16 protein-coding genes and 2 pseudogenes are annotated in these 18988 nt (G+C 49.6%); 2 read left to right on the top strand and 16 right to left on the bottom strand.

The window, feature by feature from the left end; genetic code table 11:
• Window positions 1-50 precede the first annotated feature (50 nt).
• From ACR9Y8_RS22205 to ACR9Y8_RS22180, 6 genes are all read right to left on the bottom strand, one after another.
• Window positions 51-515, bottom strand: a complete 465-nt coding sequence (locus tag ACR9Y8_RS22205; protein ID WP_481215448.1) for a hypothetical protein — start codon at window positions 513-515, stop codon at window positions 51-53.
• Window positions 516-607: 92 nt separating this feature from the next.
• On the bottom strand, window positions 608-1873 hold the full coding sequence (locus ACR9Y8_RS22200) for an adenylosuccinate synthase (protein ID WP_481215447.1): 1266 nt from the start codon (window positions 1871-1873) through the stop codon (window positions 608-610).
• A 142-nt stretch (window positions 1874-2015) separates the two neighbouring features.
• A complete protein-coding gene (locus ACR9Y8_RS22195) occupies window positions 2016-4259 on the bottom strand; it encodes a RelA/SpoT family protein (RefSeq protein WP_481215446.1) in 2244 nt (747 codons plus the stop codon).
• Between the two features lie 212 nt (window positions 4260-4471).
• Window positions 4472-5257: a 2'-5' RNA ligase family protein gene (locus ACR9Y8_RS22190; protein ID WP_481215445.1), complete on the bottom strand. Its 786-nt coding sequence runs from the start codon at window positions 5255-5257 to the stop codon at window positions 4472-4474.
• A 45-nt stretch (window positions 5258-5302) separates the two neighbouring features.
• A complete protein-coding gene (locus ACR9Y8_RS22185; protein ID WP_481216240.1) occupies window positions 5303-6022 on the bottom strand; it encodes a response regulator transcription factor in 720 nt (239 codons plus the stop codon).
• Window positions 6023-6227: 205 nt separating this feature from the next.
• Entirely contained in the window at window positions 6228-7661 is a 1434-nt protein-coding gene (locus ACR9Y8_RS22180) for an alpha-L-fucosidase (RefSeq protein ID WP_481215444.1), read from the bottom strand.
• A gap of 82 nt (window positions 7662-7743) precedes the next feature.
• Here ACR9Y8_RS22180 and ACR9Y8_RS22175 point away from each other — a divergent pair, with 82 nt between their 5' ends.
• Window positions 7744-7917, top strand: a complete 174-nt coding sequence (locus ACR9Y8_RS22175; protein WP_481215443.1) for a DUF6728 family protein — start codon at window positions 7744-7746, stop codon at window positions 7915-7917.
• Here the strand turns inward: ACR9Y8_RS22175 and lpxB are convergent.
• From lpxB to metG, 9 genes and pseudogenes are all read right to left on the bottom strand, one after another.
• The gene (gene lpxB / locus ACR9Y8_RS22170; RefSeq protein WP_481215442.1) at window positions 7906-9009 is read right to left on the bottom strand and encodes a lipid-A-disaccharide synthase; all 1104 of its coding nucleotides are present in this window, start codon (window positions 9007-9009) and stop codon (window positions 7906-7908) included. The genes ACR9Y8_RS22175 and lpxB overlap by 12 nt on opposite strands.
• 105 nt (window positions 9010-9114) lie before the next feature.
• On the bottom strand, window positions 9115-9432 hold the full coding sequence (locus tag ACR9Y8_RS22165) for a hypothetical protein (protein WP_481215441.1): 318 nt from the start codon (window positions 9430-9432) through the stop codon (window positions 9115-9117).
• 35 nt (window positions 9433-9467) lie between these two features.
• Complete coding sequence (surE, locus tag ACR9Y8_RS22160) at window positions 9468-10241, bottom strand: 5'/3'-nucleotidase SurE (protein ID WP_481215440.1); 774 nt, start codon at window positions 10239-10241, stop codon at window positions 9468-9470.
• A gap of 54 nt (window positions 10242-10295) precedes the next feature.
• A complete protein-coding gene (locus tag ACR9Y8_RS22155; RefSeq protein ID WP_481215439.1) occupies window positions 10296-11075 on the bottom strand; it encodes an ABC transporter permease in 780 nt (259 codons plus the stop codon).
• A gap of 5 nt (window positions 11076-11080) precedes the next feature.
• Entirely contained in the window at window positions 11081-11575 is a 495-nt protein-coding gene (locus ACR9Y8_RS22150) for an AAA family ATPase (RefSeq protein WP_481216239.1), read from the bottom strand.
• A pseudogene (locus ACR9Y8_RS22145) lies at window positions 11561-11879 on the bottom strand (ATP-binding cassette domain-containing protein); the annotation flags it as partial. The pseudogene ACR9Y8_RS22145 and the gene ACR9Y8_RS22150, both read right to left, overlap by 15 nt.
• A gap of 135 nt (window positions 11880-12014) precedes the next feature.
• Window positions 12015-14414, bottom strand: coding sequence for a 3-hydroxyacyl-CoA dehydrogenase/enoyl-CoA hydratase family protein (locus ACR9Y8_RS22140; protein WP_481215438.1), 2400 nt, complete (start codon window positions 14412-14414; stop codon window positions 12015-12017).
• Between the two features lie 12 nt (window positions 14415-14426).
• A complete protein-coding gene (locus tag ACR9Y8_RS22135; protein WP_481215437.1) occupies window positions 14427-14810 on the bottom strand; it encodes a four helix bundle protein in 384 nt (127 codons plus the stop codon).
• A gap of 108 nt (window positions 14811-14918) precedes the next feature.
• A pseudogene (gene metG / locus ACR9Y8_RS22130) lies at window positions 14919-17021 on the bottom strand (methionine--tRNA ligase).
• A 162-nt stretch (window positions 17022-17183) separates the two neighbouring features.
• On the opposite strand from metG, the gene ACR9Y8_RS22125 reads away from it, so the two are divergent.
• Window positions 17184-18089 (top strand): S66 peptidase family protein, encoded by a 906-nt coding sequence (locus ACR9Y8_RS22125; RefSeq protein WP_481215436.1) that lies wholly within the window; start codon window positions 17184-17186, stop codon window positions 18087-18089.
• Window positions 18090-18159: 70 nt separating this feature from the next.
• Here the strand turns inward: ACR9Y8_RS22125 and ACR9Y8_RS22120 are convergent, their stop codons facing one another.
• A complete protein-coding gene (locus ACR9Y8_RS22120) occupies window positions 18160-18972 on the bottom strand; it encodes a HesA/MoeB/ThiF family protein (RefSeq protein WP_481215435.1) in 813 nt (270 codons plus the stop codon).
• Window positions 18973-18988: the final 16 nt, after the last annotated feature.

Here is an 18988-nt window from a genome sequence, read left to right as displayed (position 1 = left end):
TTTACTACTGGGAAATCGTGAAATATCCTGATAATGCTTTGTTTTAAAGCTTAGAAATCATCATCGTCGTCATCGAAGCCCCTGTCGTTGAACAGATCCATGTCTTTGAACTCATCGTCAAAGCCCAGATCATCATCGTCGTCGCCGGTTTTCTTACCGGGGCGGCCACGCCTGGCTTTCGGCTTAGGCATGTCGAACTCTTCGAAGTCAGGATCGTAGTTTTCGTCCTGGTCGCCTTTCTCCCACGCGTCATCGTCCTCGTCTACATCGCTGTCATCATCTACATCGTCATCATCATCATCGTCGTCGCCTTTACGTTTGCCTTTTGAGGGTGCTGCCGCATCTGATTTTTTAGAAACACCAGATTTACGGGGAGTTTCCTCCTCATCATCTTCCTCATCCTCGTCATCTACTTCTTTCTTAGGCTTGCTTGCAGCTTTTGGGGGAGCGCCTTTGGTTGATTTGGCAGAAGTAGTTTTTTTGGTCTCTTTTTCTTTATCAGATTTCGATTTCATAATAGGTTCACTTATTTCTTGAGCGTAAAGTTTTAACAGTTTTTTTTATTCGCCAAATTTTTTTTCTCTCTTTTTTTAGTAATTTTTTGAGTTTATTTTTCCAGTATCTGATCTCTGCCAGGCCCGTTGGAAACGAATTTCACAGGAACTTTCAAATATCCTTCCACGGCAGTTACGAATGCTTTCATTTCGGAGGGTAACTCGTTGTATTGCTTACTGTTGGCCGCAGCTTCATCACTCCATCCTTTATGCTTTTCCCATATAGGCTTTACTGTCAGGCCATTCAGCTGAAAAGGCATCTGACGGGTTTGTTGACCATCGACTTCATATGCAGTACAGGCGTACACTTCATCGAAGGCATCCAGCACATCGCTCTTGGTCATTACCAGCTGGGTAACGCCGCTGAGCATGCAGGTATAATCCAGGGCAACCAGGTCTATCCATCCGCAGCGGCGGGGACGACCGGTAGTGGCGCCAAATTCGCGGCCTATTTCACGCAGCTTTTCACCGGTGGCGTCGTGCAGTTCTGTGGGGAAGGGACCGCTGCCTACGCGGGTACAATAGGCTTTTGTAACGCCGATAACTTCACGGATCCATTTGGGAGCGATGCCCAGACCTGTGCAAACACCAGCAGAAATAGTACTGGAAGAAGTAACGAAGGGATAGGTGCCGAAGTCGACGTCGAGCATGCTTCCCTGTGCGCCTTCGGCCAGCACTTGTTTTCCGGCCTGCAGCTTCTCGTTCAGGAAGTATTCTCCGTTGACGATATTCATGGATTTGAGGAACTCTACCGCAGAGAAGAACTCTTCTTCCCATGCAGAGATATCCTCATTGAAATTATAGCCATCCAGCAGGTGCTGATGCTTTTCTTTCAGCTTCTCATATCTTTCCCTGAAATCGGGCAGGAGCACATCACCTACACGCAGGCCGTTACGGCCGGTTTTATCCATGTAAGCAGGGCCGATGCCTTTCAGTGTAGAACCGATCTTTTCGTGCCCTTTGGCTGCCTCTGAGGCTTTGTCCAGCGCACGGTGGGTAGGAACGATAATATGGGTCCTTTCAGCAATGAACAGGTTCTGCTTCAGGTCTATCCCGAAGGCAGCTACTTCCCCGCATTCCCGGCGGAAGGTTACGGGATCCAGTACTACGCCATTGCCGATCAGGTTAATGGTGTTTTTGTGGAACACACCAGAAGGGATGGTATGGAGTACCACCTTCTTGTCTTGAATATACAAAGTGTGCCCGGCGTTAGGCCCACCCTGGAAGCGGGCTATCACGTCATATTTACCTGCAAAGTAGTCCACGATCTTTCCCTTGCCCTCATCACCCCATTGCAGGCCTAACAAAACATCTACCATAATTTGTGTAAGTTTAGAAAAGAAGGGCAAAATTAAGCAAAAAGTTGTCAGTTGTTAGTTGTCAGTTGTCAGTGATTGAATTTTATTAAAAATTAGGCGTATCCGCCCCGATCACTGTCAACTGGCGACTGTCAACTGACGACTATTCTTCGAGCCTGTGTACAGATTTTATTCCATCCAGCTTGTACAGGCGTTCCACCAGCTCATCCAGTTCCTCCTTATCGTGTACGAATACCTTGATCAGGCCTTCGAACAGCCCTTCCCGGGATTCGATGGTAAGGGCGGCGATATTGATCTTGAGCTCACCGGAAATGATATTGGTGATCTTGTGAATAACGCCTACGTCGTCCATTCCTACTATGCGCAGGCCTGTAAGGAAGGATATTTCACGGTTCTTGACCCATTTGGTCTTCACTACCCGGTGGCCGTAATTGGCCAGGAGCTGGGCAGCGTTAGGACAGTTGGTACGGTGGATCTTCAGGCCTTCACTGGCGGTAACAAAGCCAAACACGTCATCGCCGGGGATCGGGCGGCAGCAGTTGGCCAGCTTATAGGCTATCTTATCAGAGCTTTCGCCGAAGATAATCAGCTCCGCATCCTTTTTAGCGGGCAGCTGGTGATGCTTCAGCAGGTCTTCGGGGGTGTGCTCCGGCTGTTTGACCGGTTTGGGGGCCTCCAGCTTATCGCCCAGCACGTTGAACTGCTTGAGCTCTTTCAGGTCTATATTCTTAATAGCTATCTGGTAGTAGAGATCCAGCGGCGAAGGCTGTTTATAAAACTGCACCAGCTCATTGATGTTATGCTGGCTGGCGGATATCTTCAAGCTGTCGAGCTTGCGTTCAAGGGCGGCTTTACCGTCCATGGCGATCTTCCGCTTCTCCTCCTTGAGGGCGTCTTTGATCTTGGACTTTGCCTTGGCGGTGAGCACAAAGTTGAGCCAGTCTTCAGAAGGCTTCTGCTTGTTGGAGGTAATAATCTCCACCTGGTCTCCGCTGCGCAGCTTATGGCTAAGGGGCACCAGCTTGTAGTTCACCTTGGCGCCGATACACTTGTTACCGATGGCGCTGTGGATAGAATAGGCAAAATCCAGTGCCGTAGAGCCTACAGGCAGGATCTTGAGGTCGCCTTTGGGGGTGTATACGTAGATCTCCTCGGTAAAGAGGTTGCTTTTGAAATCTGCCAGGAAGTCGAGCGTATTGGAGTCCGGGTTGTTCAGGATCTCCCGGATCTGGCTGAACCAGAGGTCGAACTTGGACTCCTGGCTGGAGGCCTGGTTGCCTTCCTTATAGCGCCAGTGGGCGGCCAGGCCTTTTTCCGCATAGTCGTTCATGCGTTTGGACCGGATCTGTACTTCCACCCATTTACCCTGGGGCCCCATTACGGTGACGTGCAGGGCTTCATAGCCGTTTGACTTGGGATTGCTGAGCCAGTCGCGGGTACGCTCCGGGCTGGGATGGTAGAAATCGGTGATGATGGAATATACTTTCCAGCAATCGGCTTTCTCCTTTTCCAGCGGGGAATTCATGATAATGCGGATGGCGAAGAGGTCGTACACTTCTTCGAAGGTGACGCCCTTGGTCTTGATCTTATTGTAGATGGAGTGAATAGACTTGGGACGGCCGTAGATCTCGAAATCAAAGCCTTCCTCCTGCAATACCTCCTTGATCGGTTTTATGAACTCGTTGATATAGCGGGTACGCTCCCGTTTGGTCTCTTTCAGCCTTCTGGCTATATCCCGGTAGGTATCCTGTTCGGTATACTTCATGGCCAGGTCTTCCATCTCGGATTTGATATTATATAATCCGAGGCGGTGAGCCAGGGGCGCATAGATAAATACCGTTTCCGAGGCTATTTTCAGCTGTTTTTCCCTGCTCATGCTATCGAGCGTGCGCATGTTATGCAGGCGGTCTGCCAGCTTGATCAGGATCACGCGGGGATCGTCTGCCAGGGTGAGGAGTATTTTCTTGAAATTCTCTGCCTGTGCGGTGCTGGTGCTGGAATCAATAACGGTGGATATTTTGGTGAGGCCGTCCACGATGTGGGCGATCTCAATGCCAAATTCCCTTTCCACGTCTTCGAGTGTTACTTCCGTGTCTTCCACGGTATCGTGCAGGAGCGCACACAAAGCGGAGCGTACCCCGAGGCCGATCTCTTCTACACAGATCTGTGCAACGGCCAGGGGATGCAGGATATAGGGCTCTCCCGATTTACGGCGCATTTCTTTATGCGCATCGGCTGCCATTTCAAAGGCGGTACGTACTAACTCGCGGTCGCCTTTTTTAAGGCGGGGTTTGAGGGCCCTCAGTAATGCGCGGTAATGCCGGACGATCTCCTTTTTCTCCTGTTCTTCGTCGAGATTATATTTTTGAACTGCCACTGTTTCCATCGAACCTAAAAATACGAAATAATTGGCAGTTGGGAGTTGACAGGTTGCGGAGTTGACAGTTGTCAGTTGACAGTTGTCAGTTGACAGTTGTCAGTCGTGAGTCGTCAGTCATTAGTCGTAAGTGGAAAGCTAATATGACGTCTTTTCCACTGACAACTGACAACTGACAACTACCACTGACAACTAATGACTTACGACTAATGACTTACGACTTACGACTTATGACTAACAACTCCCAACCTGCATTTATGCAAAACCTCCCAGGACACGCCGTTATGGCGGAGGAAGTAGAGGTTATTGACCTTAAAGGAGAGGCGGAAGCTGCGATGCTCGTATTCGGGCCAGGCTGCCTGGAACTGTTCGGGCGTAAGATCTTTAAACGCCACGGTGATGTGGGGATTAAAATTATCGCGGGCCAGCATATTACTGAACCCGAACTCTTTTCGCAGGAAGCTCATGAGCTTACGATGCGTTTCCATGATGGCGGGGCCTTTTTCCACATTGATATACAGCACTTTCTGTTCTTTATGCGGATAAGCGCCGAAGCCGTTCAGGGTTACTTCGAAGGGTGAAAGGGTCGCTGCAAATTCTGTGAGCTCACCGGTGATGGTCTTCTCCAGCAGGGGGTCTGCCGTAAAGGGCACCTGCAAGGTAATATGCGGCAGTACCTTTACGGCATGCCGGGCGCCATATTTTTCTGCAAATTCCTGTTTAAGGCGGATGATCTCTTTGCCAGCTTCCGCGGTGGGCAGCAACGCAATAAAGTAGATCTTGTTCTCCCGTTTGGGCGGCTGGGGCTTGTTGAATTTCTTTTTGGGTCTGGGGGCGGGCCTGTTTCCCTGGTTAAATCTGCCGCCGCGCTGATAATTGCCATCGTTGCTCCTGTTGTAGCCTTCCCTGTTCCGATTGTCCTGGTTACCATAACCACCGCCATAGCCGGATGTTCGGTTATTGCCCGTTTTCAGACGACTGGGCTGATCTCGTCTATCAATGTTCATGACAAAGTAATTAACAGTGGGTTTAACACTTATTGTTGAGGTGATTTAATGTTCATTGTTCTGTCCATCAACGGGGATATTTAACCGGAATCCAACATTGTGCAAGGTTTCAAGCTGTATTTGGGGGTCTGCTCTGAAATGCTTACGCATCCGGGTAATAAAAACGTCCATACTCCTGCCGCTGAAAAAACCGTCTTTTCCCCAGACGTTAAGCAGGATCTCTTCCCGCTTCAGTATCTGGTTGGCATTTTCCTTAAAGTACCGGATAAGCTCAACTTCTCTTGGGGTAATTTCTCCGATGATCGTTCCGTTCTCGTCTTTTACATTCAGGTATTCTACATTAAAAGTAAGCTTTCCTAAGGTGAATTCGCGCTTTTCATTGTGTGCCCGGGGTAAGGTTCTTTTCAGGAATACTCTTATTCTGGCTATCAGTTCCTGCATACTGAACGGTTTGGTGATGTAATCATCCCCGCCTATGCGGAAGCCTTCGAGACGATCTTCATCCAGCTTCCTGGAAGTGATGAAGAGGATAGGTATGAGCCCATTCTTTTTCCGGATGTCCTGTGCGAGTGTGAAGCCATCTTTCTTGGGCATCATCACATCCAGCAGGATAATGTCAAAATCGTCTTTCAGAAATCTTTTCCACGCAATCTCCCCATCAAAACAATGCACTACATCAAACCCCTCCAGTTCCAGATGTTTTTTTACAATTCCCCCAAAATGATAATCATCGTCAACCAGTAATATTTGTGTTTTACGAATCATCTTGAACAACGGGATATGGTTAAAGCTTTAGTTGTTGCGGTTTTTCGCTTTTGGCTGATAGTAAACTACAAACAGGTCTTCATAACAGGAATAGTAACCCCTGCAATATTGTCAAATTATCGTTTTCTTCGAGTTAATAATTCGTTATTAAGCTAAATTTTAGCTGTGCTTCAAATCCAGTTAAGCTTCGGGAATGGCTGTTTTATCATGACACACGATCTATCTTTATGGCTACTGCATGCTGCCAGTTTTTCTGCTGCAGGCTGGCCGGGATGCTGATCTCCACCTGGTCGCCGGTGTTTTTCCAGTTCAGTTTTTCTTTTGCCCCTAACATAGATACGCGGGCGCCCTTCGCAGGAGTGATCCCTTTAAAGGAGATTTTGGCAGGCAGCTTTTCCTCCTGATCCAGTAAATATATAGCATATATACTGCCATCTTTTTTACGGGTAAAGCAAACCTTGCCGTCTTTATAGGGCGCCACTGCGCGCGTACTGTAGATGGCATCGCCATTGACCTGCATCCAGCTGCCAATGCCTTCCATGGTGGTATAGGCTGCTTCGTGCAATTCGCCATCGGGGCCTGGCCCCACGTTCAAGAGGTAATTGCCCCCTTTCGCCACAATGTCTACCAGATTATGCACGATCCGTGTAACGGATTTGTACTTGTCGTCGGGCACATATGACCAGGAGCTGCCCATTGTCATGCAGGTTTCCCAGGGATAGCTAAGGGGCTTATCAGGGATCTGCTGTTCGGGCGTGCGGTAGTTCTCGAAGGGGCCGTGCACGCTGCGGTCTACCACGATCAGGCCGGGTTGGTGTTTACGCGCCATGGCGGTGATGCCCGGCATATCGATATCCTGGTCCTGGGGTGGGGTTTTGCTCCAGGAAAGGGATTCTTTGGTTTGTGTTTTACGGGGACGCACCCATCCCCCATCCAGCCAGAGGATCTCTATTTTACCGTAGCCGGTCATCAGCTCTTCTATCTGATCGTAAGTATATTTTTTAAACTTCTCCCAGCGGTCCGCATACTTCTTTACGTCATAGTTCACGTTGCGGTCTTTAGGCGGAAAGTAAGACCACCAGTAGTATTCCGTATGCCAGTCAGGCTTAGAGAAATAAGCCCCGGCATGAATGCCTTCCTGGCGGAAAGCGTTAAACACCTCTTTGGCGACATTGGCGCGGGGATCTTTGCTGAAAGCGCAGTTGGGGCCTGTTACCCGATAGTCTGTCTGTTTCGTATCGAACATACAGAAGCCATCGTGATGTTTGGTAGTGAACACTACGTATTTCATACCGGCTCCTTTAGCAGCCTTTGCCCATTTGGAAGGATTGAACTTTGTTGGGTTGAAAGTATTGCCTAGGGCTTCATATTTTTTCAGGTATTCGTAATACGGGATGCCGTAAGGTTTGCGCTGTGTCCAGCCTTCATCTTCAGGACAAATACTCCAGGACTCCACTACTCCCCACTGAGAATAGGGGCCCCAGTGTATGATCATTCCGAATTTCCAGTCCTGCCAGTCATCCAGCTTTTGCAATACCGCCTGATCGGTTTCGGGCACATAGGGCTGTTCTTCCTTTTCCTGAGCTTTAACTACCTGCAGCGCCAGCAATGCGCACAGTAAGATCCAGATTTTACGCATGGTGTCAATTATTGAGTATAGGAAATACCATGACAAAATACGTTTTATCCAGGAAATTCACACTGCTTACTATCTTTGTAATATGAAAAGTATCTGGCAGCAAATCTTACGATACCTGTATATCCGGAAGAAAGATCCGAATGCGCCCAAAACCCGCTACGTGTATATGATGCACGGCATGAACAGGATCTCTATTATCCTGTTTGTCATTGCGCTGATCATTATGCTGATCAGACTGTTGAAGTTAAAGCACTGATTCGTTATAGATGATCTCTGCCGCCAGGCGGGATGCGTTCCTCTCTCCCAACCTGTTCCATAATTCAGCATAGTCTGCCTTCATCCTTTCACGGGTGGCTGTATCGTTGAGCAGCAACTTTAGTTCCTTCAGCAGGTTCTCTTCTGTGAGATCGTGCTGGATCAGTTCTTTCACCACAGGCTTATCCATCACGAGGTTAACCAGTGCAATGTATTTTACCTTGATGAGGCGTTTTGCGAAGAAATAAGAAACCGGACTGCCTTTGTAGCATACTACTTCGGGCACGCCGAAGAGGGCGGTTTCCAGGGTAGCGGTACCAGAGGTTACCAAGGCGGCGGTAGCCTGGCGCAGCAGGGCATAGGTTTGTCCTTTTACCGTAGATACGTTTGAATGCTGACCGATGAGGCCCTGCATAAAATCATCGTCCAGGCTGGGCGCCTGGGCCACCACAAACTGGTGATCGGGGAAGTGCCTGGCCATGGTTAACATGATGGGCAACTTTACGCTGACCTCCTGCCGCCGGCTTCCAGGCAGCACAGCGATCACGGGTTTATCAGAGAAAGGCGGATCGGCGGGTTTCTCTTTGGCGGCGCGGATCACTTCCACCAGGGGGTGACCTACGTATTCTACTTCATATTGCCATTTGTGGTAGAAGTCCTGCTCGAAAGGGAGGATACATAACATCCTGTCCACACATTCCTTTATCTTTTTTACGCGACTTTCTTTCCAGGCCCATACCTGGGGAGAGATGTAGTACACCACACGGTATCCCTGTTTTTTGGCCCATTCTGCGATGCGCAGGTTGAAACCCGGATAATCTATCAGCACGAGCACATCCGGATTAAAAGCTGCTATATCCTGCTTGCAGAAATCCATGTTACGAAGAATGGTGCGCAGGTTCATGACCACTTCCAGAAATCCCATAAAAGCCAGTTCGCGGTAGTGCTTTACCACCTGGCCGCCTGCCTGCTGCATCATATCTCCACCCCAGCAACGTATGGTTGCATCTGTATCCAGCTGCTTCAGTTGTTTGATCAGGTTACTGCCATGGAGGTCGCCGGAGGCTTCGCCGGCAATCAGATAATACTTCATATTGAGCTATTAGCTGTTAGCTTTTAGCCTTTAACTATTGTCAAAGGCTTTAGCTGGCAAAAGTAGATTAAATAGCTATTGGGTGTTAGCTTTTAACTATTAGTATTAGCCGTGTATGAGTTTTAAAAGCAGGATGGTGATGGCGTACAGCATTGTGACCAGGAAGATCCCTTTGGCGGTAATGTCTTTTCGCTGCCGGGTATACAGGTAAAATACCAACCCGTTGGCCAGCAGGCAGATGCTGATGATCTTGGGGATCATTTGACGGTTGGAAGCCAGGAGCTTGAAGAATTCTCCCAGGCCGATATGCAGCTTAGGTAAAAACATCAGCAGGTAACATAAAAAGAAACCAACAACAGGTGTCAGCAGCCCCAGCATGATACCCAGGGGTAGGTTGTCTTTCTTGAACATAACGTAATTCATATGCGAATGTGCGGATTTGCAAATATGCGCATCATTTAAAATTTCCATGCTGCTTCCAGCTGATCCCTGAGCTTATAATGCGTGAGATCAAACTGAACGGGCACCAGTGATGCATAATTATTTTCCAGGGCCCATACGTCTGTATCTTGCCCCTGGTCCATATTCTTAAATTCGCCTGTCAGCCAATAGTACTTTCTGCCGCGGGGATCCCTGCGCTCGTCAAATTCTTCCACCCATTTGGCATTGGCCTGACGACAGATCTTGATGCCTTTAAATTCCTTGCCGTCATTGACGATGGGAATGTTCACATTGAACAAGGTACCGGCAGGCAGGCCGCCTTCCAGCACTTTCGCGGTGACCTGGGCCGCCACGCGTTTGGGCAAACTGAAATCGGCGCCAAAACTATAGTCCAGGTAAGAAAAGCCAATGGAGGGAATCCCTTCGATGGCTGCTTCCATGGCGGCAGACATGGTACCGGAATAAATGATGTTTATGGAATGATTGGCGCCATGGTTGATACCGCTCACGCAGATATCCGGTTTACGGTGCAGGATCTTGTCACGGGCCAGCTTTACGCAATCTACCGGTGTGCCGGAGCATTGCCAGGCCTCTATCCCCTCGAAAATATCCACCTGATCAAGCCGTAAGGGCACTCCGATGGTGATGGCGTGTCCTTTGCCAGACTGGGGACTGTCGGGCGCTACCACTACTATCTTACCCAGTGGGCTTACCGCTTCTATGAGCGCACGTATGCCCGGGGCCGTTATGCCGTCGTCATTTGTGACCAGTATAATCCTTTCATCAGTCATCGCCATCCAATTTTTACTTGTTACAAATTTAGCATGTATTGCATACATTTTATATTAATAATCCGTTTTCAGCATTTTGCGGAAAACCAGGAAGATCATTACTGCAATGTATACAAGTAACATCATCAAATAAACGGAATCGTCATAGCTGTTGGTATTCGGGATAAATTTATCTACGATCGGGAAAGGGATCAGCTCATCGGCCGCCTGCATGGGCAGCAGACCTCCGATCTTTCCGACATTGCGTTTGATGACCAGCACCAGCAGCTGGTCCAGCAGTGTGATGTAGGCCAGGTACAGCACTATCGCCAGTCCCGCCCTGCGTACCAGTACTGCGATCAGTAAGGCGATGGCCATAGACACTTCTACCTGCAGGAAATAATAGAGCAGGAAGCGGCTGTCTTCGAAGCTGAAGGGACGAGCGGCATAGGCCAGTCCCAGGATCGTACCCGACACAACCGTGACCACGAGGGCCAGTATGCCGAAGGCGAGCCACCAGAATACCTTGGCCAGCACAAAGTCCTGCCGCCGCCAACCGTCGATAACATTCTGGCGATGTGTCTTATAAGTGAACTCGTTGGTGACCAGGATCAGGAGCGGGAAACCGAAAGCTGCTGTCATAAAGCTGTTGATCCAGCTCATGGTTTGCCACACCAGTGGAAAATCATAGAGATTGACCGGGATCTTGTTCTGGGACTGCTCCCGGATCGTGTCGGTGATCTCTGCCACTATGGAGTTGGCTGCGGGAATACTGACCACGGCCAGGATCAGCAGTACCCAAAAGGTGCGGTAGGACTTCACTTTAAGCCATTCTGTGCGGATGATCTGCAGCATAGGTGTCAGTTATTGGTGATTTGCAGGAAGGCTTTCTCGAGGCTCTGCTTCCGGATATGTAAATGGTTCAGCCAGATGCCTTCCCCGGCGCACCAGGCGTTCAGTGCGGCCAGGTCTACCGGCTGACGGAACACCACCTGCAGGTGATCGCCGCGATGCAGGATATGATCAAATGCAGGATGGCGGACAATGAGCTTTTCAAGTGCTTCATTGTTACTGCAGGATAGTTCCACATAATCTTCCCGGACCAGCACTTCTGCCACGGACCCCGACAATAACAGTTTTCCTTTCTGGAGGATGGCTACGTGGCTGCATACTTTTTCTACTTCATCCAGCAGGTGACTGGCCAGTATGATGGTTTTACCACTACGGGCCAATTCCAGGATGAGCTGTCTTACTTCTGCAATGCCAGCGGGATCGAGGCCGTTAGTGGGCTCGTCCAGGATCAGCACGTCGGGGTCGCCGAGTAAGGCGGAGGCGATGGCCAGCCGCTGTTTCATGCCCAGGGAGTAGGTCTTGAAACGGGAGTGCTGGCGGGCGGTGAGCCCCGCGATCTGCAGTACCCGGCTGATATCCTCTTCCGGGCGCTGTTTGATAGAGGCCACCACTTGCAGGTTGCGGTATGCGCTCAGGTAATGATAGAAATTAGGTGTTTCCAGCAAGGTGCCTGATCTGCCGCCGCTGAGCAGCGGTAGGAGTTTCATCAAAGAGACGGTAAGTGCCCTCGTCTGCCTTCAGCACATCGGTAACAATACCCAGCAAGGTGGTTTTACCGCTGCCATTGGGGCCGAGAATGCCAAACACCGCGCCGCGGGGCACCTCGAAGCTCACGCCTGATAATGCCTGTATAGCGCCGTAGCGCTTGGAAATGTTTTGAAGGGATAGAATAGACAAGTAAGAATTAATAATTAAAAATGAATAATTAAGGATCAAGTGCCTTTAGTTACGAATAGGCTTACCTGTTTTAATAACGCTCTGCAGCCGCTCCAGTGTTTTGCGTTCAGTGGCAAGGCTTAGGAATGCTTCCCGTTCCAGGTCGAGCAGGTATTGTTCGCTCACCAGGGTGGATTCACTGAGATCGCCGCCGCACATGACATAGGCCAGTTTGCTGGCAATTTTGGCATCGTGCTCCGAGATATATTTACCTACCAGCATGGCGTTAATGCCTGTCAGCAGGGTACCCAGGGCAGTACGGCCCAGCACTTTTACATCTTTTCTTTCCAGGGGACGGGTATATCCGTCATCGGCCAGTTCTATCACGCTGCGTTTAGCATCGGCGATCAGGCGTTGCTGGTTCATGGTGATCTCATCCCTGCCCGGGCGAAGGATACCCAGGTCAAATCCTTCATGGGCGGAAGTAGCCACTTTAGCCATGGCGATGGTCATGAAGAGGTCTTTCAGTGGTTCTTCCTCGATGCGGCCTTCCTTGAACTCGTCACTGGCGCGAAGGGTCATTTCTTTGGTGCCGCCGCCGCCTGGGATCAGTCCGACGCCCATTTCCACCAGTCCGATATAAGTTTCCGCAGCTGCCTGTACTTTATCTGCGTGCAGGCACATTTCGCAACCGCCGCCCAATGTCAGTGCGTGCGGCGCTACTACTACCGGAATAGAGGAATAACGGAGACGCATAGTGGTTTTCTGGAACATGCGTACGGCCATGTCCAGTTCATCGTATTCCTGTTCTGCAGCGAACATGAAGATCATGCCTACATTGGCGCCGGCGGAGAAGTTAGCGCCATCGTTACCGATAACGAGGCCGCGGAAATCTTTCTCTGCGCGGTCTATAGCTTTGTTCACGCCTTCGAGCACTTCGCCGCCGATGGTGTTCATCTTGGTTTTCCAGTCTAAGCACACAACGCCGTCGCCGATATCGGAGAGGTTGCAGGCGCTGTTCTTCCACACCACGTTGTTGCTGCGGTTCTCGAGGATAATGAACGTATCTGCGCCTGGCACCAGTTTATAATCGCCGGAGGCAAGGTCGTAATAGTATTTCTTCCCGTTGTCTACTTTGTAGAAGCTCTTGATGCCTTTGCCCAGCATATCTTTTACCCAGGCGGCGGGTGCGAAGCCTTTTTCTTCCATGGCTTTTACGGAGGTTTCTACCCCCAGGAGGTCCCAGCTTTCGAAGGCGCCTATTTCCCAGCCGAAGCCAGCTTTCATGGCGTCGTCTACTTTGTAGATATCATCTGCAATTTCCGGGATACGGTGAGATATATACGAAAACAGGTGGGCATGGAAGAGCTGGTAGAATTGCCCGGCTTTATCGTTGGCGGCAGCCAGCATCCTGATGCGCTGCTTCAGGTCTTCCACTTGTTTACCTGCTTCAATGCTGGCAAACTTCGCTTTCTGTTTGGGGCCGTACTCCATAGTCTGGAGGTTCAGCGTTAATATTTCTTTACCACCTTCGCCTTTGGTTTTTTTGTAGAAGCCCTGACCTGTTTTGTCGCCCAACCAGTTATTCTCTACTACCTTTTGCAGGAAGGGGGGAATTTCGAAGATCTTGCGGGCCTCGTCGTTCGGGCAATTGTCTGCCACGCCTTTGGCCACTTTTACGAGCGTGTCTATCCCTACCACGTCTGCTGTACGGAAGGTGGCGGATTTAGGACGGCCGATAGCTGGACCGGTGAGCGCATCGATCTCATCGATGCTCAGGCTCATTTCCTGCATGATATGGAAGATGGCCATGATGGAGAACACGCCTATGCGGTTGGCGATAAAGGCGGGTGTATCCTTACACAGCACCGTTGTTTTACCTAGGTAGAGATCGCCGTAGTGCATGAGGAAATCCACTACTTCGGGATCTGTATGTGGAGTAGGGATGATCTCCAGCAGGCGCAGGTAACGCGGCGGGTTGAAGAAGTGGGTGCCGCAGAAGTATTTTTTAAAATCATCGCTACGGCCTTCCGTCATGAGGTGGATGGGAATACCGGAAGTATTGGAGGTGATGAAGGTACCGGGTTTGCGGTATTTCTCCACCTGGTCAAATACGGTGCGTTTAACATCCAGGTTCTCTACTACTACTTCTATGATCCAGTCGCTATCTGCTATACGGGGCATGTCATCGGTAAAGTTGCCTGTCTGGATGCGTTTTACCACATCTTTGGTGAATACCGGTGAGGGATTGGATTTAATGGCTGCCTGCAAGGCATCGTTGACGATGCGGTTTTTAACGGCGGGGCTGTCGAGGGTAAGTTTCTTTGCCTTTTCGGTTTCATTTAACTCCTTCGGGGCGATGTCTAACAGTAAAACCTGTATGCCTATTCCGGCGAAGTGACATGCAATACGGGAGCCCATTACTCCTGATCCAAGGACGGTAACTTTATTGATGTGTCTTTTCATAGCTTTTAGCTTTTAGCCGTTGGCTGTTAGCCATTTATGCGAATCCATTTTCAGCTTTTCGATTAATGAATTTAGCATTTTTTGTACTTCGTTTATCACTGGGAGGATTTTTTCTATATTTTCTTTTAAACCGACATACACTCTTGCTGCTATCAATAACTGAGTTTCTATTTCAAATGCAGAGCCAATGGCATTTTCCAGAAACTTTTTAAAATGAGCGACGGTCGATGTTGCACATCCTTCTGCGATATTACTGGCAATTGAAACGCTGGCTCTTCTTAATTGGGTAATAAGCCCAAATTTTTCCTCTGATGGGAATAACCGGGTTAATTTATACATCTCTTCGGCCAGACTCATTGATTTTTGCCAAACCATCAAGTTCTTGAAATTTCTCATTAGACAACGGGGCTTTGAATGAAGGTAACAAAAAAGCCAACACAACATTGTTGCATTGGCTCTTTCTATGGCTAAAAGCTAATAGCTAGTAGCTAGCAGCTTAAAAATTCAGCTCACCCCGCTACCCGGGCTCACCTGCTCATTCGGATTCACAAATACCAGTTTACCATTATCTTCCGCCATCAGGATCATTCCCTGGCTTTCTATACCACGCATCTTACGCGGAGCCAGGTTAGCCACTAATGTTACTTGTTTGCCTATGATATCTTCAGGTTTAAAATGCATGGCTATACCTGAAACGACTGTACGTTTTTCTGTGCCGATATCTACTGTCAGCTTTAACAGCTTATCTGCCTTTTCTACTTTTTCTGCATGCAGAATAGTCCCTACGCGAAGATCCAGTTTAGCAAAATCATCATACTGGATCTCAGCTTTAGGGGCAGCTTCTGGTTTGGGCTCACCTGCAGGAGCGGCAGTTGCAGTGGGTACAGCAGGCGCACTTGCTGCAGCAGATGGTTTCAAGCCGGAATGCAGTTTATCTACCTGGGCTTTTACCTGTTCATCTTCTACTTTTTTGAACAGCAATTCTGGCGGACGCAATGAATAACCTACGCTCAGCAATTTGAGACTGCCAGCGTTCTCCCACTCCAACATACGGTCTACCACTTTGAGCATGTGGGAGATCTTCTTCGCAGTGAAAGGCAGGAACGGATTACAGAAAATAGCCAGGTTGGCGGTGATCTGCAGACACAGGTGCAGGCAGTTATCGATCAGGGCCTGGTGCTGTTCCTGCAGCTCAGGTGTTTTAGCCAGGATCCAGGGCTGCTTTTCCTGGAGGTAGCGGTTACCTTCGCGGGCAACGTTCATCATTTCCTGCAGCGCATCGCGGAAGCGGAAATTCTCCAGCGCCTCCTCAATCTTTTGTTTTGCGCCCTGCAGCATAGTTGCTACGGCATCATCCTTATCATCCTTCACATCGACGTGGAACGGCGGCACCTTGCCCTTGCACAGCTTGTGCATGAGCACCATGGTACGGTTGATGAAATTGCCGAAGATAGCTACCAGCTCATTGTTATTACGATCCTGGAAATCTTTCCAGGTGAAGTCGTTGTCCTTTGTTTCTGGTGCGGTGCTGCACAGCACATAGCGCAGTACATCCTGCTGATCGGGGAAGTCTTTTACATAATCGTGTACCCATACCGCCCAGTTACGGGAAGTGGATACTTTCTCCTTCAATGTTGAGAAACTCGTTGGCAGGCACGTTCTCCGGCAACACAAAGCCACCGTGCGCTTTCAACATCGCCGGGAAGATGATACAGTGAAATACGATATTATCTTTCCCGATGAAGTGCACCAGTTTAGTATCTTCCTTGCACCAGTAGTCGGCCCAGTCAGGCGTCAGCTCTTTTGTGGCAGAGATGTAACCGATAGGCGCATCAAACCATACGTACAGCACTTTACCTTCTGCGTTGGGCAGCGGCACTTTGATGCCCCAGTTGCTGTCGCGTGTCATGGCGCGGCTTTGCAGGCCGTTGTCGATCCAGCTTTTACATTGTCCGTATACATTATTCTTCCACTCTTTGTGGCCTTCCAGCAACCACTCTTTCAGCCAGGGCTCGTATTCCTGTAAGGGCATGTACCAGTGTTTGGTCTTGCGTTTTACTGGAACAGCGTCGCTCAGGGCGGAACGCGGGTTGATCAGCTCTTCCGGGCTCAGTGAAGTACCGCAGCGTTCACACTGATCACCATAGGCCTTTTCATTGCCGCAGTTGGGACAGGTACCGATGATGTAACGGTCTGCCAGGAACACCTGCTTTACTTCATCGAAGTATTGTTCGGATTCCTTCTCTTCGAAACGGCCGTCGTTGTACATCTTCAGGAAGAAGTCTGCAGCTGTTTCATGGTGTATCTGCCTTGAAGTGCGGGAAAATATATCGAAAGAGATGCCCATCGCTTCAAAGCTCTCGCTGATGATCTTGTAGTATTTATCTACGATATCCTGGGGGATACGTTTTCCTGCATGGCCTTGATGGTAATGGGAACTCCATGTTCATCCGTGCCGCCGATGAATTTCACATCTGCTTTCTTTGCACGCAGGTAGCGCACATAAATATCCGATGGTAAATAACAGCCGGCCAGGTGCCCGATGTGCACGGGCCCGTTGGCGTAGGGTAACGCAGCCGTTATTAAATATCTATTAAATTTTGCCATATCTGTTTAAACAATACTTAAAAGTTTGGGCTTTTGCTAGTTTACTTGGTTTATTGATTTATTTTGGTCTCAAAGTTTGTTGGACTTGTTTCCCAATAATACGGCGAGGCCGGAACAAATAAACGGTGAACTAATCCGCAAAGGTAAATAAAGCGTACTAGAATGATAAAAATTCCGCCATATCTCAAAAAAGGTGACCTGATCGGTATTACCTGCAGCAGCAGTAAAATGGAGCTGGCAGCGGCCGAATACGCGGCCGGTGTGATCAGTTCCTGGGGATACGCTGTGCATTTGGGCATCACCGTGGGCACCAGCTTTCACAATTTTTCCGCTCCCGACGAACTGAGACTGGAAGAGCTGCAGGACATGCTGGACGATCCCGACATCAAAGCTATTATATTTGGCCGTGGCGGCTACGGCATGGTATGCCTGCTGGATCAGCTGGACTTCAGCCGTTTCCGCAAACATCCCAAATGGCTCTGTGGCTACAGCGATATTACCACCCTTCATACACATATACAGGCCCGTTACGGCATTCCCACCATCCATTCCCTGATGTGCAGCGGTATCCGCCCGGAAACAGCAGAAAATGAATATGTTGAAAGCCTGCGGCAGCTGCTGCGGGGTAAATCCTACAAATATTCCGCTGAAGCGCACTCCCTGAACAGGGAGGGACAAGCCAGCGGGGTACTGATAGGCGGCAACCTCTCATTACTCGCCAACCTGTCAGGCACCAAGTCGCAGCCGGATACCAAAGGTAAGATCCTGCTGCTGGAAGATATCGGCGAATACCGTTATAATGTGGACCGCATGATGTACAACCTGAAACGCGCCGGCTGGCTGGACAAACTGGCAGGCCTTGTGGTAGGCGCCTTTACAGATGGCAAGGAGACGGATACGCCTTTCGGACAGACCGAATTTGAGATCATTGCCAATACTGTAAAAGACTATGATTACCCGGTGTGCTACAACTTCCCTTCCGGCCACCAGGTGCAAAACTACTCACTAAAGTTGGGGGTTAAACACCAATTGAAAGTTGGGCCTAAAGGAGGCGTTTTGGCCAATTAATTTGGGAGATTGCTTCGTCGCGCCGCGCTCTGGCCCCTTAGTGCGTCCTCGCAATGAATACGCGAAGGGGCTAGTCCTCTACATCCGGAACGATCTCCAGCCCGTATTCTTCTGCCGTTAAAATACCGTTTGCCTTTGTTTCAGCGATAACAGCCGGATCCGGGCTCAATGTATGGGCCCGGAACTGGTTATGCAGGTAATCCATGCTGTAGCATTTGTTCACGAGCCCATCGGGCACTGCCACCAGGTATTTCAGGATCTCATTCACCATCAGCAGGCCGGTAGCCCCGTGGGTAACGCCCATGGCGCCGGTGTCGAAATTGCGGTATTCTTCTGTGACTGCGAGACTGCAGCGGTAAGAAGCGGATACGCTCCCATCCTGCTGGGAAATATTGAAACCGGCCCACCAGGCGATCCAATTATGCACCTCTCCTATTACAAAAGGTTTATTGTGCACAATACAGGCATCGTTTACCACCAGGTGGGTAGGCAGGTGCTGAGAGCAATCTATCACGAGGTCCATTTCGGTTAGCAGCTGCGCCACATTATCGGGTTTTATCTGCACCAACAGCGGATAATGCTTTGTAAAAGGATTACTGGCCCATAAACGGCTGGAGGCCATTTTAGCTTTATGCTTGCGCAGGTCCTGCACCTGGTAGATGGGTTGGCGGTGCATATCCTCATCTGTGATCACACCATAGTCCGCTATACCGATCACGCCTACACCGCTGGCGCTGAGATATTGTATAACCGGGCAGCCTAAGCCGCCTGCGCCTATCACCAAAATCCTGGCCTGCTTTAGTTTTTCCTGCATGGCTACTCCCATACCGGGCACGGCTATGGGAAATTTAAAATGCTGTAGTTCTTTATCCGTTAGTACCATTCCAAAGATGATTTAT

Source organism: Chitinophaga sp. SVR4-12A (assembly GCF_056754765.1).
Note: the sequence above shows the minus strand (reverse complement) of the source record. Positions and strands in the feature narration are given on the sequence as shown.

What these genes read in the sequence shown, in the direction of transcription:
- ACR9Y8_RS22120 (WP_481215435.1), bottom strand. Translation starts at nt 18,972, where the DNA reads ATGGTACTAACGGATAAAGAACTACAGCATTTTAAATTTCCCATAGCC.
- ACR9Y8_RS22205 (WP_481215448.1), bottom strand. Translation starts at nt 515, where the DNA reads ATGAAATCGAAATCTGATAAAGAAAAAGAGACCAAAAAAACTACTTCT.
- ACR9Y8_RS22165 (WP_481215441.1), bottom strand. Translation starts at nt 9,432, where the DNA reads ATGAATTACGTTATGTTCAAGAAAGACAACCTACCCCTGGGTATCATG.
- ACR9Y8_RS22185 (WP_481216240.1), bottom strand. Translation starts at nt 6,022, where the DNA reads ATGATTCGTAAAACACAAATATTACTGGTTGACGATGATTATCATTTT.
- lpxB (WP_481215442.1), bottom strand. Translation starts at nt 9,009, where the DNA reads ATGAAGTATTATCTGATTGCCGGCGAAGCCTCCGGCGACCTCCATGGC.
- surE (WP_481215440.1), bottom strand. Translation starts at nt 10,241, where the DNA reads ATGACTGATGAAAGGATTATACTGGTCACAAATGACGACGGCATAACG.
- ACR9Y8_RS22150 (WP_481216239.1), bottom strand. Translation starts at nt 11,575, where the DNA reads ATGAAACAGCGGCTGGCCATCGCCTCCGCCTTACTCGGCGACCCCGAC.
- ACR9Y8_RS22195 (WP_481215446.1), bottom strand. Translation starts at nt 4,259, where the DNA reads ATGGAAACAGTGGCAGTTCAAAAATATAATCTCGACGAAGAACAGGAG.
- ACR9Y8_RS22200 (WP_481215447.1), bottom strand. Translation starts at nt 1,873, where the DNA reads ATGGTAGATGTTTTGTTAGGCCTGCAATGGGGTGATGAGGGCAAGGGA.
- ACR9Y8_RS22180 (WP_481215444.1), bottom strand. Translation starts at nt 7,661, where the DNA reads ATGCGTAAAATCTGGATCTTACTGTGCGCATTGCTGGCGCTGCAGGTA.
- ACR9Y8_RS22135 (WP_481215437.1), bottom strand. Translation starts at nt 14,810, where the DNA reads ATGAGAAATTTCAAGAACTTGATGGTTTGGCAAAAATCAATGAGTCTG.
- ACR9Y8_RS22125 (WP_481215436.1), top strand. Translation starts at nt 17,184, where the DNA reads ATGATAAAAATTCCGCCATATCTCAAAAAAGGTGACCTGATCGGTATT.
- ACR9Y8_RS22175 (WP_481215443.1), top strand. Translation starts at nt 7,744, where the DNA reads ATGAAAAGTATCTGGCAGCAAATCTTACGATACCTGTATATCCGGAAG.
- ACR9Y8_RS22190 (WP_481215445.1), bottom strand. Translation starts at nt 5,257, where the DNA reads ATGAACATTGATAGACGAGATCAGCCCAGTCGTCTGAAAACGGGCAAT.
- ACR9Y8_RS22155 (WP_481215439.1), bottom strand. Translation starts at nt 11,075, where the DNA reads ATGCTGCAGATCATCCGCACAGAATGGCTTAAAGTGAAGTCCTACCGC.
- ACR9Y8_RS22140 (WP_481215438.1), bottom strand. Translation starts at nt 14,414, where the DNA reads ATGAAAAGACACATCAATAAAGTTACCGTCCTTGGATCAGGAGTAATG.